17 protein-coding genes and 1 tRNA gene are annotated in these 15,100 nt (G+C 65.7%); 7 read left to right on the top strand and 11 right to left on the bottom strand.

The window, feature by feature from the left end:
* Window positions 1–174 precede the first annotated feature (174 nt).
* Window positions 175–579: a tautomerase family protein gene (locus tag NVV90_RS04535; RefSeq protein ID WP_258440002.1), complete on the bottom strand. Its 405-nt coding sequence runs from the start codon at window positions 577–579 to the stop codon at window positions 175–177.
* A gap of 99 nt (window positions 580–678) precedes the next feature.
* Between NVV90_RS04535 and NVV90_RS04530 the strand changes: the two genes are divergently transcribed.
* Window positions 679–1,134 carry a helix-turn-helix transcriptional regulator gene (locus NVV90_RS04530; protein ID WP_258440001.1) on the top strand — a complete coding sequence of 152 codons (456 nt, stop codon included), beginning with the start codon at window positions 679–681 and terminating at the stop codon, window positions 1,132–1,134.
* Window positions 1,131–1,541: a VOC family protein gene (locus tag NVV90_RS04525; protein ID WP_258440000.1), complete on the top strand. Its 411-nt coding sequence runs from the start codon at window positions 1,131–1,133 to the stop codon at window positions 1,539–1,541. The genes NVV90_RS04530 and NVV90_RS04525 overlap by 4 nt, the downstream gene beginning before the upstream one ends.
* A 49-nt stretch (window positions 1,542–1,590) precedes the next feature.
* On the opposite strand, the gene NVV90_RS04520 is transcribed toward NVV90_RS04525, so the two are convergent.
* The 6 genes from NVV90_RS04520 to NVV90_RS04495 form a co-directional block, all read right to left on the bottom strand.
* Entirely contained in the window at window positions 1,591–2,040 is a 450-nt protein-coding gene (locus NVV90_RS04520) for an SRPBCC family protein (protein ID WP_258439999.1), read from the bottom strand.
* Window positions 2,041–2,296: 256 nt separating this feature from the next.
* Window positions 2,297–3,199 (bottom strand): succinate--CoA ligase subunit alpha, encoded by a 903-nt coding sequence (gene sucD, locus NVV90_RS04515; protein WP_258439998.1) that lies wholly within the window; start codon window positions 3,197–3,199, stop codon window positions 2,297–2,299.
* Between the two features lie 11 nt (window positions 3,200–3,210).
* A complete protein-coding gene (sucC, locus tag NVV90_RS04510) occupies window positions 3,211–4,380 on the bottom strand; it encodes an ADP-forming succinate--CoA ligase subunit beta (protein WP_258439997.1) in 1,170 nt (389 codons plus the stop codon).
* Window positions 4,381–4,650: 270 nt separating this feature from the next.
* Entirely contained in the window at window positions 4,651–5,346 is a 696-nt protein-coding gene (locus tag NVV90_RS04505) for a hypothetical protein (RefSeq protein ID WP_258439996.1), read from the bottom strand.
* Window positions 5,347–5,359: 13 nt separating this feature from the next.
* Complete coding sequence (gene pcrA, locus NVV90_RS04500) at window positions 5,360–7,897, bottom strand: DNA helicase PcrA (RefSeq protein ID WP_258439995.1); 2,538 nt, start codon at window positions 7,895–7,897, stop codon at window positions 5,360–5,362.
* 49 nt (window positions 7,898–7,946) lie between these two features.
* Entirely contained in the window at window positions 7,947–8,804 is an 858-nt protein-coding gene (locus NVV90_RS04495) for an inositol monophosphatase family protein (protein ID WP_258439994.1), read from the bottom strand.
* Window positions 8,805–8,837: 33 nt separating this feature from the next.
* On the opposite strand from NVV90_RS04495, the gene NVV90_RS04490 reads away from it, so the two are divergent.
* On the top strand, window positions 8,838–9,461 hold the full coding sequence (locus NVV90_RS04490) for a hypothetical protein (protein WP_258439993.1): 624 nt from the start codon (window positions 8,838–8,840) through the stop codon (window positions 9,459–9,461).
* On the opposite strand, the gene NVV90_RS04485 is transcribed toward NVV90_RS04490, so the two are convergent.
* Window positions 9,458–10,228 (bottom strand): DUF998 domain-containing protein, encoded by a 771-nt coding sequence (locus tag NVV90_RS04485; RefSeq protein ID WP_258439992.1) that lies wholly within the window; start codon window positions 10,226–10,228, stop codon window positions 9,458–9,460. The two genes, NVV90_RS04490 and NVV90_RS04485, sit on opposite strands and share 4 nt — an antisense overlap.
* A gap of 60 nt (window positions 10,229–10,288) precedes the next feature.
* A complete protein-coding gene (locus NVV90_RS04480) occupies window positions 10,289–11,332 on the bottom strand; it encodes a hypothetical protein (RefSeq protein ID WP_258439991.1) in 1,044 nt (347 codons plus the stop codon).
* Between the two features lie 170 nt (window positions 11,333–11,502).
* Between NVV90_RS04480 and NVV90_RS04475 the strand changes: the two genes are divergently transcribed.
* Window positions 11,503–11,715 carry a hypothetical protein gene (locus tag NVV90_RS04475; protein ID WP_258439990.1) on the top strand — a complete coding sequence of 71 codons (213 nt, stop codon included), beginning with the start codon at window positions 11,503–11,505 and terminating at the stop codon, window positions 11,713–11,715.
* 60 nt (window positions 11,716–11,775) lie between these two features.
* Here NVV90_RS04475 and NVV90_RS04470 read toward each other — a convergent pair whose 3' ends face one another.
* Together NVV90_RS04470 and NVV90_RS04465 are read right to left on the bottom strand one after the other, a co-directional pair.
* Entirely contained in the window at window positions 11,776–13,296 is a 1,521-nt protein-coding gene (locus NVV90_RS04470) for a bifunctional diguanylate cyclase/phosphodiesterase (RefSeq protein WP_258439989.1), read from the bottom strand.
* Entirely contained in the window at window positions 13,286–13,723 is a 438-nt protein-coding gene (locus NVV90_RS04465) for an STAS/SEC14 domain-containing protein (protein WP_258439988.1), read from the bottom strand. Before NVV90_RS04465 ends, NVV90_RS04470 begins: the two co-directional genes overlap by 11 nt.
* A gap of 336 nt (window positions 13,724–14,059) precedes the next feature.
* Between NVV90_RS04465 and NVV90_RS04460 the strand changes: the two genes are divergently transcribed.
* From NVV90_RS04460 to NVV90_RS04450, 3 genes are all read left to right on the top strand, one after another.
* Window positions 14,060–14,132, top strand: a tRNA-Arg gene (locus tag NVV90_RS04460).
* Between the two features lies 1 nt (window position 14,133).
* Window positions 14,134–14,577, top strand: coding sequence for a DUF6314 family protein (locus NVV90_RS04455; protein WP_258439987.1), 444 nt, complete (start codon window positions 14,134–14,136; stop codon window positions 14,575–14,577).
* The gene (locus NVV90_RS04450; RefSeq protein WP_258439986.1) at window positions 14,574–14,990 is read left to right on the top strand and encodes an NUDIX domain-containing protein; all 417 of its coding nucleotides are present in this window, start codon (window positions 14,574–14,576) and stop codon (window positions 14,988–14,990) included. Before NVV90_RS04455 ends, NVV90_RS04450 begins: the two co-directional genes overlap by 4 nt.
* Window positions 14,991–15,100: the final 110 nt, after the last annotated feature.

The following is a 15,100-nucleotide window of genomic DNA, read 5'->3' as shown; positions in this document are numbered from 1 at the left end:
CTCTGTGCGGGCCTTGGCCCGGTGCCGGGGCGGCCCCCGCGTGAGCGGGGCCACATCCCTACTTTGCACCAGAATTCATGTCCTGTCAAAGGTTTGTACTGACATATTTACAACATGACACGCGGCATATCCCGGGATCGCCACAGACCCCCCGTATCCGCGCGCCGGAACCGGCTACTTGCGCGGGATGGCCAGCTCGCCGGTAAGGTACTGGGCGCGGCCGAAGCCGAACGACCAGTCGTTGGCGGTGTTTTCGACATAGCCAATGAAGACGTCTTCGCCAGCCACGCCGATCTCCCCAAGCGCTGCGGCAATGGCCGTATACAGGGACTGCTTGGCCTCCTGGCTGCGGCCACCTTGGGTAAAGATCTGGATCATGACCACGCCTGGGGTCCGCTCGAAGCCAAGCCCGGCATCCTGGGCGACGATCTGCCCCCGGGGGTGTTCGGTGACGATATGGAAGTAGTCGCGCGCGGGAATGCCATATTCGGCGAGGACCGCCTCATGGATCCGGCGGCTCAGCTCGCCGAGCTGTTCACTGGAGCGGCCCTGGTTGACATCGATGCGGACGAGGGGCATGAATTCTCTCCTTGATAGTTTGTCCTGACATCCTAACAAAGATTGAAAATGGTCCACAAGACTCCTGACGTCCGATGCGCCGGATGTTACGGTGGGATCATGACCCCGCAGGATCTGGAGAACCTCGCGTGCCTGCGCCGCGCCAAGGACCTGATCGACCGCGAGTACGCGGAACCGCTCGACGTCCCCACCATGGCCGGCGAGGCGCTCATGTCACCCGCGCACTTCTCGCGCCAGTTCCGCGCGGCCTACGGCGAGACCCCATACAGCTACCTGATGACCCGAAGGATCGAGCGCGCCATGGCACTGCTGCGCGCGGGTGTGAGCGTCACGGACGCGTGCATGGCTGTGGGCTGTACGTCCCTCGGGTCGTTCAGCTCGCGGTTCACCGAGATCGTCGGGGAAACCCCCACCGCCTACAGGGCACGCGAACACGACGCGGTCAAGGCCATGCCCGCCTGTGTGGCGAAGACGCACACGCGCCCGGTCCGGAACGGATCGAGCAGGATTGGAGAAGCGGCCGGGGAAGCCTCGGCGCTAGAGTCTCGGTTATGACAATCGAACTCCAGTACTGCAATATCACCGTCAACGACGTCGACGAGTCGATCGCCTTCTACGGCGACGCGCTCGGCCTCAAAGTGAGCAACGATGTGGCCTCGGGCGGGTTCCGCTGGGTCACGCTCGGCAGCGACGCCCAGCCCGGGCTCGAGATCGTGCTTTCAGTGCCTCACGCGGGCCGCTCGAAGGCGGACGGAGACGCGCTGCAGGAACTCCTCACCAAGGGCGTCCTGCCGATGTTCGTTTTCCGCTCCGACAACGTCGATGCCACCTTCGAAACCCTGCGCGCCGCTGGCGCCGAGGTCCTCCAGGAACCGATCGACCAGCCCTGGGGCCCGCGTGACTGCGCCTTCCGCGACCCCTCAGGCAACATGGTCCGGATCGCACAGGCGCCCGCCGCCTGAATCCCCTCCGTCTGAATCGCGGCGCCGAGCAGGCGCCGACGAGTCCCGCCTAGAGGCTGGGCGTCCCGCTCAGGTGGGCGTCCAGCTTCTCCAGCGTGCGGTCGATGCTGGCCGTGTTCCGCCGGGCGTAGCCAAGCAGGCGCATGACCAGGCGGGTGGGTACCTCGCGGGCGTCCCATTCCTCGGTAACCAGGGTGCCGCCGTCGGCCGGTTCCAGGACGTAACGCCAGATATGCTTGCCGAAGTGCTGCCAGGCGATCCGCCGGCCTTCCTCGAACTCGCAGACCGTGTTGGTCATTTTGTAGTCGATCTTCATGTTCATGTCCATGCCGAACACGGCGCCGGGGCCAAGCCTCGCGGGGCCATTGGGCCGGACGCTCTTCACCGTGTTGGAACCATCAATCACGCTGTGCAGGGCCGGCCGGGCGAGCACTTCGAAAATGTCGGCGGCGGGGGCGGCGATGAAGCGCTGCCGGGACACGAAATACGGATCTATCACCGGCTAAGCCTAGTACGCGAGGGCCCCGAACTGAGCGCAGCGAAGTTTGGGAGCGGACTGGGCGCTAGTACGCGAGGGCCCCGAACTGAGCGCAGCGAAGTTTGGGAGCGGACTGGGCGCTAGTACGCGAGGGCCCCGAACTGAGCGCAGCGAAGTTTGGGAGCGGACTGGGCGCTAGTTAAACAACAACGCGGGGTCACTTCCGGCCCATCCCACAGGGTGGAATGGGCCGGAAGTGACCCCGCGTTGCTTGTGCTTAGAGTGCTGCGAAGACTTCGCGGAGCAGCTTGGCGGTCTCGGACGGCGTCTTGCCGACCTTCACGCCTGCGGCTTCGAGGGCTTCCTTCTTGGCCTGGGCCGTACCGGCGGAGCCGGAGACGATGGCGCCTGCGTGGCCCATGGTCTTGCCCTCCGGGGCGGTGAAGCCGGCCACGTAGCCGACAACCGGCTTGGTGACGTTGGCCTTGATGAAGTCGGCTGCGCGCTCTTCAGCGTCACCGCCGATTTCGCCGATCATGACGATGGCCTTGGTCTCCGGGTCGGCTTCGAACGCAGCCAGGGCGTCGATGTGCGTGGTGCCGATGACCGGGTCGCCGCCGATGCCGATGGCGGTGGAGAAGCCGAGGTCGCGCAGTTCGTACATCATCTGGTAGGTCAGGGTACCGGACTTGGAAACCAGGCCGATGGGGCCCTTGCCCGTGATGTTCGCCGGGGTGATGCCGACCAGGGCTTCACCCGGGGTGATGATGCCGGGGCAGTTCGGCCCGATGATGCGGGTGATCTGCTTGCCGTCAGCGTCCACCTTGGACTGGGCCAGTGCCCAGAACTCAGCGGAGTCCTGGACCGGCACGCCTTCGGTGATGACCACGACGAGGCCGATGCCTGCTTCGATGGCTTCCACAACGGCGTCCTTGGTGAATGCCGGGGGAACGAAGACGATGGAGACGTCCGCGCCGGTTTCGGCGATGGCTTCCTTGACGGTGCCGAAGACGTTGATTTCCTTGTCGCCGTGCAGCACCGTGGTGCCGGCCTTGCGGGCGTTGACGCCGCCGACGATGTTGGTGCCGGCCTTGAGCATCAGGGCGGTGTGCTTGGTGCCTTCGCCGCCGGTGATGCCCTGGACGATGACCTTGGAGTCCTTGTTCAGGTAAATGCTCATTTTCGAGTCCCTTACTTCGCTGCGTTGGCGAGCTCGGCGGCCTTGTCGGCGCCCTCGTCCATGGTTGCTGCCAGGGTCACCAGCGGGTGGTTGGCCTCGGCCAGGATGCGGCGGCCTTCTTCGACGTTGTTGCCGTCGAGGCGGACAACCAGCGGCTTGTTCGCGGAGGAACCGAGCTCGGCCAGTGCGCCGACGATGCCCTTGGCAACGGCGTCACACGCAGTGATGCCACCGAAAACGTTCACGAAAACGCTCTTGACCTGCTCGTCGCCCAGGATGACGTCCAGGCCTGCGGCCATGACCTCAGCGGAAGCTCCACCGCCGATGTCCAGGAAGTTGGCGGGCTTCACGTTGCCGTGGTTCTCGCCGGCGTAAGCAACGACGTCGAGAGTGGACATGACAAGACCGGCGCCGTTGCCGATGATGCCCACTTCGCCGTCCAGCTTCACGTAGTTGAGGTCCTGCGCCTTGGCCTTGGCCTCGAGCGGGTCAGCTGCGTCCTTGTCCTCCAGCTCGGCGTGGTGGACGTGGCGGAAGTCGGCGTTCTCGTCGAGGGAGACCTTGCCGTCGAGGGCAACGATGTCGCCTGCTCCGGTGCGGACCAACGGGTTGACCTCAACCAGGGTTGCGTCTTCCTTCTTGAAGACGTCCCACAGCTTCAGGATGACGTCGGCAACCTTGCCGCGCAGTTCCTCTGCGAAACCTGCAGCGGCAACGATTTCGTCGGCCTTGGCCTGGTCGATGCCGACGGCCGGGTCGATGGAGATCTTGGCCAGGGCCTCGGGGCGCTCAACAGCGAGCTGCTCGATCTCCATGCCGCCTTCCACCGAGCACATGGCCAGGTAGTTGCGGTTGGCGCGGTCCAGCAGGACCGAGAAGTAGAATTCCTCAGCGATGTCAGCACCCTGGGCAATCATCACCTTGTTGACGGTGTGGCCCTTGATGTCCATGCCCAGGATGTTGGTGGAGTGCTCAAGCGCCTCTTCGGCGGTCTTGGCAACCTTGACGCCGCCAGCCTTGCCGCGGCCACCGACCTTAACCTGTGCCTTTACGACAGTAACGCCGCCGATCTTCTCGGCAGCTGCCTTTGCTTCTTCAGGAGTGTGCGCCACGATGCCGGCGAGCACGGGTACACCGTGCGCTTCGAACATATCGCGCGCCTGATATTCAAACAGGTCCACGGTTTAGTGTCCTTCTACGTCGAAGTAGTTTCTGTTCAGCCGGAAACCACGGTGACCGCGATGACCGGCTGCGGAGAATACGCGTCAAACGACCGGTTTCGGAGCCGGTCACATTGCGTAAGGTCCTTTCGGAACTTTAGCCCTAAGAGGAGTCCCGCCTGCTACACACTACCGGTTAAGTGAGTAACCTTACACTTCTATCGCGCGTAGAAAAACCGCTGTGTGACGCGGATTTCCGGGGCATGGCCCCGCCCCGCTGCCGCGCAGGAGCTACGGCGAGGGAAGGGTGCCGCTGACCGTCTTGCCGCCGTCGGAAATCAGCTGGTACCCGGCCTGGCTGACAAAGAAGGCCACCCCGCCTGAGACGTTTCCGCAGGCGACGCCGCCATTGTAGGCGGAGCACCGCAGGCCGTTGCGTTCGATGTTCTGCCCCTCGGCCAGCTCCGGCAGCTGTGAAATGGGGCCTTTCCTGCTGCCTTTGGGGCCGAACTCGGATTCCATTTGGGTGATTCCGGAGCGGCATCCCCCATAGCTGGCCTTGTCCGGCCGCAGCAGGGCGGTGCCGCCGAGGTAACCCAGGCCCGTCCCTGCGCAGTCGTCCCGGACGTCGGCTGCCTGCGGTTTGGGGTAGACCGCCAGTTCGCACTGCACCACGGGCACGATCGCGAACTTGTTGTTGGCGCTGTCCGAATAGGAGTTGGGCTCGTACGGCAGGTTGAGGTGCTCGCCGCGGGCCGAGGTCATGGCACAGGCAACATTTCGGTCCGCCGTCACAAACGCGGTGACCCCGCCGCTGGCGGACCCCGGCGTGGGCTCGGTGACAGGCACCTGCTTGAGTTGCTCCAGCGGTGCCAACGGCGCGGGCGGAACGTAGTCCGGGTCCTTGGTGGAATAGGAGCAGGACGTGGCCGCCACCATCAAGAGGGCGGCCAGGATTCCAACCACAGTCCGTCGCATGGCTCCCATTATGCCCGGCGGCTCACTTCTCCAGTTTGGTCAGCGGGGCGTAGCGCAGCAGCAGCCGCTTCTCCCCGATGTCGAACTTCACCTTCGCCACGGTCTTGTCCCCCGCGCCCTCGACGCCGATGACGGTCCCGTTGCCGAAGCTCGTGTGGTTGACCTTGTCCCCCACGGCGACGGCGACGACTTCCTTTTGCGGCTGCACGCGGTTGCGCACGACGGCGGCCGGGACGTCCGCGTTGAAGCCTGCACTGGGGCTGGCGGCGGCACCGCGTGAGGCGCCCGCGCCCCAGAAGGAGCCGCCGTAACGGTTGGACCCGATGGACGGGCTGCCCCAGCCGCCGGACTGCCGTGAAGTGCCCTCGCGTTTCCAGTCCAGCAGTTCCGAGGGGATCTCCTCCAGGAACTGGCTGGCCGGATTGTACTGGCTCTGTCCCCACATGCTGCGCACCTCGGAGCGGGTCACGTAGAGCCGCTTGCGGGCGCGGGTGAGGCCGACGTAGGCGAGGCGGCGTTCCTCGGCGAGCTCCTTGGGATCCGTGGCGGAGCGCTGGTGGGGGAAGATCCCGTGCTCCATGCCGGTCAGGAAGACCACCGGGAATTCCAGGCCCTTGGCCGTGTGGAGGGTCATCAGGGTCACCACGCCCAGGCGCTTGGCCTCGGCCACTGCGGCGTCGATGTCGGTGCCCGGGGCGTCCGGAATCTGGTCGGCGTCGGCCACCAGGGAGACCTGTTCCAGGAACTCGCCCAGCGAACCCTCGGGGTTGTCGCGCTCATATTCGCGGACCACGGCCACCAGTTCGGCCAGGTTTTCCACCCGGGACTCGTCCTGGGGGTCGCCGCTGGCGCGCAGCCCGGCAAGGTAGCCGGTCTGTTCCAGGACGGCTTCCAGGGCCGCGGACGCACCGGAGCCGGAGGCCACCTCGGCGAGGTCGTCGAGGAGTTTCACGAAGCCCAGGACGGCGTTGACCGAGCGCGTGGCCATGCCAGGGGCCTGGTCCGCGAGGCGGGCTGCGGCCATGAAGGACGTGCGGCCCCGCTCGGCGAGGGCAGCCACGGCGCCCTCGGCGCGGTCACCGATCCCGCGCTTGGGTTCGTTAAGGACGCGGCGGAGGTTGACGTCGTCGTCCGGGTTCACCAGCACGCGGAGGTACGCCAGGGCGTCCTTGATTTCCTTGCGCTCATAGAAGCGGGTGCCGCCCACCACCTTGTACGGCAGGCCCACGCGCACCAGCACGTCCTCAATGGAACGGGACTGGGCGTTGGTGCGGTAGAAGATGGCGACGTCTCCGGGGCGCAGTCCGTCCTGGTCCTGCAGGCGGTCGATCTCCTTGGCGATGAACCTTGCTTCGTCGTGCTCGTTCTCACCCACGTAGCCAATGATTTTCTCGCCGTCGCCCTCGGCCGTCCAGAGCCGTTTGTCCTGCCGGTTCGGGTTGCGGGAAATCACCGAGTTGGCGGCGCTCAGGATGTTCTGCGTGGAGCGGTAGTTCTGCTCCAGCTTGATGGTGCGGGCGTTCGGGTAGTCGTGCTCGAACTCCACGATGTTGCGGATGTCCGCGCCGCGGAAGGCGTAGATGGACTGGTCTGAATCGCCGACGACGGTGAGCTCGCTGGGCTCCACCCCGGAGCCGGCGTCCGCGCCGATGCCAACAATTTCACGGACCAGCGCGTACTGGGCGTGGTTGGTGTCCTGGTATTCGTCCACCAGGACGTGCCGGAAGCGGCGGCGGTAGGACTCCGCGAGCGCAGGGAAGGCCCGGAACATGTAGACGGTCTGGGCAATGAGGTCGTCAAAGTCCATGGCGTTGGCCTGGCGGAGGCGCTGCGTGTAGCCCTTGAAGACCTCGGCGACCGCCTGTTCGAAGGGATCACTGTAGTTGGCTGACGACGCGTAGGAATCGTCGTCGATGAGCTCGTTCTTGAGCGCCGAGATCTTGTGCTGGATGGCCTTGGGGGCGAACTTCTTGGGGTCCAGCTCCAGGTTCTTCGCCACGAGGGTGATGAGCCGGAGCGAGTCCGCGGAATCGTAGATGGAGAAGTTGGACTTGAGGCCCACGTTGGCGGCTTCCCGCCGCAGGATCCGCACGCAGGAGGAGTGGAACGTGGAGATCCACATGGCCTTGGCCCGGCCGCCCACCAGCGCTTCGATGCGTTCGCGCATCTCGGCGGCGGCCTTGTTGGTGAAGGTGATGGCCAGGATCTCGCCGTGGTGGGCGCGTCGGGTGGCAATCAGGTAGGCGATCCGGTTGGAGAGCACCCGGGTCTTTCCCGAGCCTGCCCCGGCTACGATCAGCAGTGGGCTGCCGGCATGCTTGACGGCTTCTTCCTGCTGCGGGTTCAGTCCCTGCAACAGTTCCTCGGCGGAAGGCAGCCCGGCGCCTTGGTTCCCCCATGCCCCTGCGCTGTCGCCACCCTGGGGGCGTCCGGCGGGGCCTCCCCCCGCATTTCCGGCAGGGCGGACTGCACCGCTCCCGGCGTCCGTGCGCAAGGCCGGGGCGGTTGTGGTGGCAGCCTTGAAGGGGCCGTCTGCGTAAGGGTCAAACAACATATCCATGGTGAATCAAGTCTAGGCCGTGGGGCCGACACTCAACGGCGGCGCTCAATCAGGCAAACTGCGGCACTGACGTGAGCGCCGCCCGGAGCTCGCGGACCGCCGTCGGGCCTCCGGCGATGAACCAGTCCAGTCCGTTGACGCGCACGACGCCGGTGTCCCCGCCCGCGGCGCGGACGATCGCCTTGCCGGGGAGCCAGTCCCATTCCGGGCAGCTGTGCTGGAACCAGCAGCCGAGCTCGCCGTCGGCGATCCGGCCGAGGTCGCACGAACCGGAGCCGAACATCCGCAGGGAAGCCGCGGAGACCGCGGCGGCGTGCCAGGGCATCGCGGAGCGGGGATCGGCCAGCCACGTCGGGTGGATGTAGGTGGCGGCGCAAAGCTCCGCCAGGGGGATCTCGGAGGGCCCGGCAATCCGTTCGCCGTTCAGGGTGGCGGGGTGCTGCTCGCCGCCGAGCCACAGCTTGTCCAGCTCGGGCTGGTAGATGGCCCCCAGCAGGACGGCCGGGTCCGCAGCGGTGGCGGCTGCCCCGCCAGTGGCGGTTCCGGCGTCGTCGGCCTTCAAGGCAAGCGCAGAGCACCAGTAGGTGGAACCGTGCAGGAAGTTGTAGGTACCGTCCACGGGGTCGATGACCCAGGTGCGCCCGCTGGTGCCGGCCACCGCGGTGCCCTCTTCGCCCAGGATGCCGTCTTCCGGCCGGCAACGGCGCAACTGCTCCAGGACGTAGGCCTCGGCCGCGTGGTCGGCGGCGGTGACGACGTCCGAGACGGAGGTCTTTCGCTGGGCCTGCAGTCCGCCCATCCGCATCAGCAGCGCGAGCTGGCCGGCCTCCCGGACCAGCGCCGCAGCGAGCTGGTGGTCGTCGAGGGATGGATCGAGGTCAATTGCTGTGTGCCTGCCGGTGGTCATGCCTCCAGCTTATGTGGCGGGATAATGGAAGGCATGGCCAAGACACCAGCCCAGCGCATCAGGAAACACGGCGCCAAAGCCGCCGTCCCGCAGCACAGCCTGCCGCCGGTGATCAATCCCACTACGCACCGGACGCCGGAAAAGGCACAGAACAACTCGAAGCTGATCGTGATCGCCGGCGTGGTGGCAAGCCTGTTCCTGTTCTGGTACCTGCACCTGCTCACCATGAACCAGATGACACAGCTGTCCGGCGGCCTCGCCATGCCCGATTCGCTCATCGGCGGTTTCTCCCAGGACTACGTGGCGCAGTTGCGGGCAGCCATGGACGAGTCCGCGCGCGGGCAGCTCAACTACGTCCACAAGACCGCCGGCACCTTGTTCCCCTTGATTTTCGGCTTCAGCTGGCTGCTGTTGATCGGGACCAACGTGGCGCGCAAGGCGCTGCGCTGGGCACTCTGGGCGGCCCCGCTGCTGTTCGCGGTGGCCCACCTGTGGTCGAATGCGGCCATTGACGGCCTGCTAGGCTCTGCAGCCCCCGACACCGGTTCGGTCGCCCTGGCGTCCGTCCTGACCGTTGCGTCCTGGGTGCTTTTCGTCCTGAGCCTGCTGGCCGGAGCGGCCGCGGTGTTCCTGGGGTGGCGGAAAGCCAAGGACTAGACGGGCCCCTGCAGCCGCCTCGCCCTCACGAGCCCGCGCTCGTGGTGGACGCGGTAGGCCACCGTGATACCCACCAGCGCCAGGCCAAGGATGATCGGGTAGGCCATGGTCCGTTCGATCGCCCCGGGCTCGTCAACACGCAGCTGCACGGCGAGGACGTAGCCCGTGGCGCCCAGAGAAGTCGCCCCGAACAGCAGCACCATCCAGGCGATGCTGGTCCTGCGCAGCCACACGATGCCCAGCAGCACCAGTCCCAGCGGGCCCGCGATGAAGTACATTCCCGCGGAGGCCAGGTGCACGTTGAAATCGGTGTCCTCCGGGAACAGGCCCACCATGGCCTGGCCGACACCCGCCACGAAAACCAGCACCCGCACGCCGCCGGCCGCCAGCCAGTGCACTTTCCCCGGACCGGTCCTGATGTAGCGCTGGCCCGGCTGCGCACCCACGGAGAGCACCCCGGAGCTCAGCAGCACGGCACCCAGGATCATCGCGACGCCCTGAAGGATGAAGGAGGCGTTCATGAGCCAGTTCAGGGGCGAGCAGACTTCATAGCCGTTGAACGGTCCGCAGTGCGCCGCACCGAGGTCGCTGATGACGTGGGCCCGGCGGTCATAGTCCGGGCTGCCCCGCCATGCGGCCATCGCCACCGCTTCGACAATGAAGTAGTGGATGAGACTCAAGGAGGCCCATGCCCCCACCAGCTCGCGTCGTCCCGCCAGATCCGGCAGGAGCGCCCGGTCGGCCGGAGGGGTACCCGCCGTCGTCATAGCGCCAGAATAGACCCGGCCGCGGCGCAAGCGAAGGCCAGGCCAGGTGGATCTGCCTGCCTAGGGCTCTGCTTCCGGATCGGTTTCGGATGCCAGCAGCGCGCGGGCCTGCTGGGCCCGCTGGTGCGCGCCGGCCTGGTCGAATCGTTCGGTGGCTTCGAACAGGCTCTTCTTGGCTGCCTGCTGGTCCCCGGCTGCGGCATGGGCCCGTGCGCTCAGCAGGAACACCTCGCCGGCAGTCTGCGGAGGCAGCTTGTCCGCATGCCCGCTGATCTCCTCGAGCAGCGCAAGGGCCGCACCGGCATCTCCTGACAGAAGGGTCCAGTGCGCGCGGATGAGCCGGAGCAGGAGAATGTCTTCCTCGCTGCCGCCCACGATGTCCGTGGCAAGTTCCGCCCGTTCGATGCACCGCAGCGTGGCGGCGTCCGACACGTCGGCCGCCAGCCTCATCGCGGCCGATGCCTTGTTGAACTTGGCCCACAAATCAAGGTTCCGGGACGGGGAAAACGTCTCGGCGGCAAGTTCATGGTGATGGAGCCCCTCTTCGACCCGGTCGCAAAGGAACGCCACATTGCCGATCACCCAGTACGCCTTGCCGGCCAGCTGGTCATCCATGTCATCGGAGATTCTCGATGCGAGGGTGAGGCATTCCTCCCAGGCTTCATCAAGTTTGCCGGACTCGCCAAGGGCCGCGATGAGGGCCTGCCTGGCGTGGACGTCGACCTCCATGTCGGCTTCGTCGTGCACGATTCCGACGGCCGAGGCCGCTGCGGCGGCGGCGTCCTCCAGGAGTCCTTCGCCCTGCAGGGACTTGGCCATCAGGATCAGGGCCCGGGCCCGGTGCTGGGGAGAGCCGGCGGCCAGCGATGCCTCCGAGAGGGACCGTGCCAGCAGTGCGCATGCGCTGAAGTCCCCCGCGTCAAGCAGATTCTCGGCCTGGAGGAACGTCATGTTCCACCAGCCCGTGGAGTCGCCGTCGTCGAGGGCCATGTCGGCGGCGCTGCGAGCCCCATCCGCAGCCTTGACGAAGTCATGGCTGGCCCGGTGCCCCCTGGCTTGGAGTTCGGCGGCAGCATATGACGGAGCGACCTTGTTTTCTCGCATGGCTACATTATGTCCCGCGCAGCTCTCCTGGCCTCCGGAAGTCGCGGCCGCGCCCTAGCATGACCCCGAGTCCCAAACACTCGTGACACGGCGTTTCGTTGTTCCTATACTGAGCGAGCCGTACTTCGTTCACTCTGGTCACATCAGTCACTCATATCAGGAGCATCCCAATGAAAAAAACAATCGCCGTTCTCCTTGCGGCCGCCGCAATCGTACTGGCCGGACTCTCCGGAGCGGCCGCCGTTTCTGCCAGCAGTGAGAACTCCGGGCAGGACTCGTCCATAGCCGTTGGCTGGTGGCCGAACTTCACACAGAACTCGGTGGATGCGGATGCTGTCGGTTGGTGGCCGAACTCCGCACGCACCAACTCCGGCGCAAACTAGGCAACTGCAAGGGCAGGGGCGCCGGACATGGCGCCCCTGCCTGTCCGCGGCCGGACGGACTCAGCCGCGCCGCAGCAGTTGCGCGAACTCTTCCGGCGGCACGGGCCGGCCAAAGTAGTACCCTTGGCCACTGGTACAGCCAAGACGAGTGAGCTCTGCCGCTTGCTCTGCCGTTTCTATGCCTTCCGCGACTGCCTCCATGCCGCATGCGTGGATGAGCTGGAGGACCGCGGCCACAAAGACCCGCTCACCCTCATCCGAGCCGAGACCTTCAATCAGCGAGCGGTCAATCTTGACCACGTTGACGGGCAGGCTGCGGAGGTAGCTGATGGACGAATAGCCCGTGCCGAAGTCGTCGATCTCCAGCCGGACACCCAGTCGCCGGAGCCCGGTCAATGAGTACTTGTCCACGTCGCTGCCGCTGAGTGCCATTGACTCTGTCAGTTCGATGATGAGTTTCGACGCCGCGATGCCGGTTTCGGCGAGCACCTCCCGGACGTGCTCAATCAGCTCAAGGCTCTGCAGCTCGGTCGTTGAAATATTGACCCTCATGCTGAAGTCCTCGCACACCCCGGGAAGGTCCTCCCACTCGCGCAGCTGCCGCATGGCCTCCTTCAGCACCCAGTAGCCGAGGTCGATGATGATGCCGGTGTCCTCGGCCAGCGGGATGAACTGGTCCGGCATAAGGAGTCCGCGTTCGGGGTGGTTCCACCGCACCAGCGCTTCGGCCCCTTCGATCCGGCCCGATTGCAGCTCAACGACAGGCTGGAAATACAGCACCAGCTGGTTCGTCCGGATGGCTTCACGCAGCTCCGTGATCATGAGCCCCTGGAGTCGGCGGGCGTATAACAACGCCGGTTCGAAGACCCTGACCGTGCTTCGTTGCTCGGCTTTGGCCGCGTACATGGCTGTGTCGGCTTCCATCACCAGTTCGTCCACCGTATGCCCGGGTTCGGCAACCCTGAGCCCGATGCTGGTTCCGCAGACGATGCGAACGTCGCCGATGTCTATGCTCTCGCCGAGTGCGCGCAGTATCCGCTTGGCGACCCCTCGCGCATGGGCCGCGTTGGATTTGGGCAGCATCACGGCAAACTCGTCCCCGCCGAGCCTGGCCACGGTGTCGCCGTCGCGGACAGTCTCCACCAGTCGCCGGGCGGTGACCTGCAGGACGGTGTCCCCTGCGCCATGCCCCAGGGTGTCGTTGATCCCCTTGAATGAGTTCAGGTCCATGACCAGCAATGCCGGGGGTAGCTCTCCCCGCTCAGCCTCCGCCAGCTCGTGATCCAGCGCCCTGTTGAGGGCCGTGCGGTTGGCCAATTGGGTCAGGGGGTCGGTCAGGGCCATTCGTTCAAGCTCGATCTGGGCCTGGCGCAGCATTGCCGTGCGGCTTTCGACGCGTTCCTCGAGCTCCTGGTAGATGGCCTGAAGATCGTCCGCCATGAGATTGATCCCGGTGATGACAGCGGCCACTTCGTCCCGCGGACCGGTGACGGGAATCCGTGTGCTCAGGTCACCGTCCGCAATCCGGACAACGCCTTCAACCAAAGCCAGGAGCCTCGGATCCTGGGGCTCAGGATTCAAGGCGATACCTTCCCAGCCATTCCCGTGCCTCAGGCCCTGAGGTGAAGAACCGCGCCGGAACGGAATCCGACTTCACCCGCAGCAGATAATGCGCAATCACCCGGTCCACCGGGCTTTCCCCAAGCAAGGCAAATGCCGAAACCGCCACGGAATTAGTGTAGGCCTGGCGGACCTCGTTGGTGACGGACAGCACTCCGGTCACTGTCAGCAGCACCGGCAACCTCCGCCCGTTCGCCATGGCGCGGACAACGGCAGCCGCGGCCAGGGCTTCCCGGGCGCGGATGACCCCGTTGGGCGGCAGCGTGACTTCGACGATGCCGTCCTCGGCGAGGTTGACGGCGATAGGTTCCGCAACGGGCCGTCCTGCGGACGGGGCAACCGGATGGAGTGAGCCCAGTGCGGGCTGGGGTGCGAGCCTCATCACCATGCAGCCCGCCACCGCCAGGCACTGGGCCCGCGCAGTTCCTGGAGCCCAAACGCCACGAGGCAGGTTCTCTTGACCGGGGATATGAGGCCTGCGTATCCCGGACGCCGCAGAACAAGCTGTTGAGTCATGGGTCCTAAGTTCTGCTGTATCGATGGAGCCGGCATGCGCTGAAGCCTAGTGCAAGCCTCAACCCAGCACCGATCCGGTGAGTGTCATGATAATGCACAGATCGCCTGCCCGCTGGCAGGCCGCGTTCGGTGCCTGCCACCACAGCTTGTATGCTTGTAGTCGTGTCCGGCGAGCCGCGTATTTCGTGGCCTTGCCCGGTACGCGCAGGCCCTCGTAGCTCAGTGGATAGAGCACGGCTCTCCTAAAGCCGGTGTCGTTGGTTCGATTCCAATCGAGGGCACTTGAACCACCAGCAGCCCACCCAGGATCTGCGGGCCTATCTGGCTGGCAGCTGGGCCGTCGAACGGACCCTGTGGGACCGGGCCTCCGGCACGCACGGAACCTTCACCGGCGTCGTGGTCTACTCCGAAACCCCCGACGGCGGCCTTCTGTTCCGGGAAGACGGCACCATGCACTGGCCCACGCATTCGGGGCCCGCCTTCCGCGAATACCTGCTGCGCCCCTCGGGCACTCCCGAGTCCATGGACGTCTTCTTCCCCGATGGCCGCCCCTTCCATGTCATGAGCTTCGCCAAACGGGCCAACGAGGACCAGCACTGGTGCGATCCCGACGACTACAAGGTCAGCTACGTCCGGGACGGGCAGGATGCCTTCAGCTACGTCTGGGACGTCCACGGTCCGGCTAAAGACCTGCTGCTCGAATCGCATTTGAGGAGACAACAGTGACTTCGAACCAGCGTGCCAAGGACCTCATCGTTGTGAGCGCCGTGTGCGTATTCGACGACGCCGGCCGGCTCCTCACCGTCCGCAAGCGCGGCACGGACAAGTTCATGCACCCCGGAGGCAAGCCGGAGGCCGGCGAGACGGCAGCCCAGGCAGCGTCGCGGGAACTGTCCGAGGAGGTCGGGATCGTCGTGGCGCCGGAGGACCTGGCACCCATGGGCGTATGGCTTGCCGTGGCCGCCAACGAGGCCGCCACGGACATCGAGGCCACGGTCTTCACGGCCCCGGGCACCTGGGAGGCCCACCCCTCAGCAGAGATCGCCGAAATCCGCTGGCTCGACCTCAGCGCAGAGCTGCCCCACGACCTTGCCCCACTCCTCACGGACCACGTCCTGCCCGCCCTCACCGCCGAGTAGCCCTGTTTCCTGTGTGTCCCGAGTTTTCTGTGTTTCCCGTGTTTTCCGAGTGAAATATGGTGGACCAATTACTGTGTGAATGGCACAGTTGATTTATCAGAATTCAGGTC

This window comes from Arthrobacter sp. CJ23 (assembly GCF_024741795.1).
Taxonomy (GTDB): Bacteria; Actinomycetota; Actinomycetes; order Actinomycetales; family Micrococcaceae; genus Arthrobacter.
The sequence above is the reverse complement of the archived record's forward strand: the minus strand, read 5'-3'. Positions and strand labels throughout refer to the sequence as shown.

Bases quoted from the DNA above. Each gene is read 5' to 3' on its own strand.
- NVV90_RS04535 (WP_258440002.1), bottom strand. From the start codon at position 579: ATGCCCCTCGTCCGCATCGATGTCAACCAGGGCCGCTCCAGTGAACAG.
- NVV90_RS04490 (WP_258439993.1), top strand. From the start codon at position 8,838: ATGGCCAAGACACCAGCCCAGCGCATCAGGAAACACGGCGCCAAAGCC.
- NVV90_RS04505 (WP_258439996.1), bottom strand. From the start codon at position 5,346: ATGGGAGCCATGCGACGGACTGTGGTTGGAATCCTGGCCGCCCTCTTG.
- NVV90_RS04485 (WP_258439992.1), bottom strand. From the start codon at position 10,228: ATGACGACGGCGGGTACCCCTCCGGCCGACCGGGCGCTCCTGCCGGAT.
- NVV90_RS04465 (WP_258439988.1), bottom strand. From the start codon at position 13,723: ATGGTGATGAGGCTCGCACCCCAGCCCGCACTGGGCTCACTCCATCCG.
- sucD (WP_258439998.1), bottom strand. From the start codon at position 3,199: ATGAGCATTTACCTGAACAAGGACTCCAAGGTCATCGTCCAGGGCATC.
- NVV90_RS04495 (WP_258439994.1), bottom strand. From the start codon at position 8,804: ATGACCACCGGCAGGCACACAGCAATTGACCTCGATCCATCCCTCGAC.
- NVV90_RS04480 (WP_258439991.1), bottom strand. From the start codon at position 11,332: ATGCGAGAAAACAAGGTCGCTCCGTCATATGCTGCCGCCGAACTCCAA.
- NVV90_RS04475 (WP_258439990.1), top strand. From the start codon at position 11,503: ATGAAAAAAACAATCGCCGTTCTCCTTGCGGCCGCCGCAATCGTACTG.
- NVV90_RS04525 (WP_258440000.1), top strand. From the start codon at position 1,131: ATGACAATCGAACTCCAGTACTGCAATATCACCGTCAACGACGTCGAC.
- NVV90_RS04530 (WP_258440001.1), top strand. From the start codon at position 679: ATGACCCCGCAGGATCTGGAGAACCTCGCGTGCCTGCGCCGCGCCAAG.
- pcrA (WP_258439995.1), bottom strand. From the start codon at position 7,897: ATGGATATGTTGTTTGACCCTTACGCAGACGGCCCCTTCAAGGCTGCC.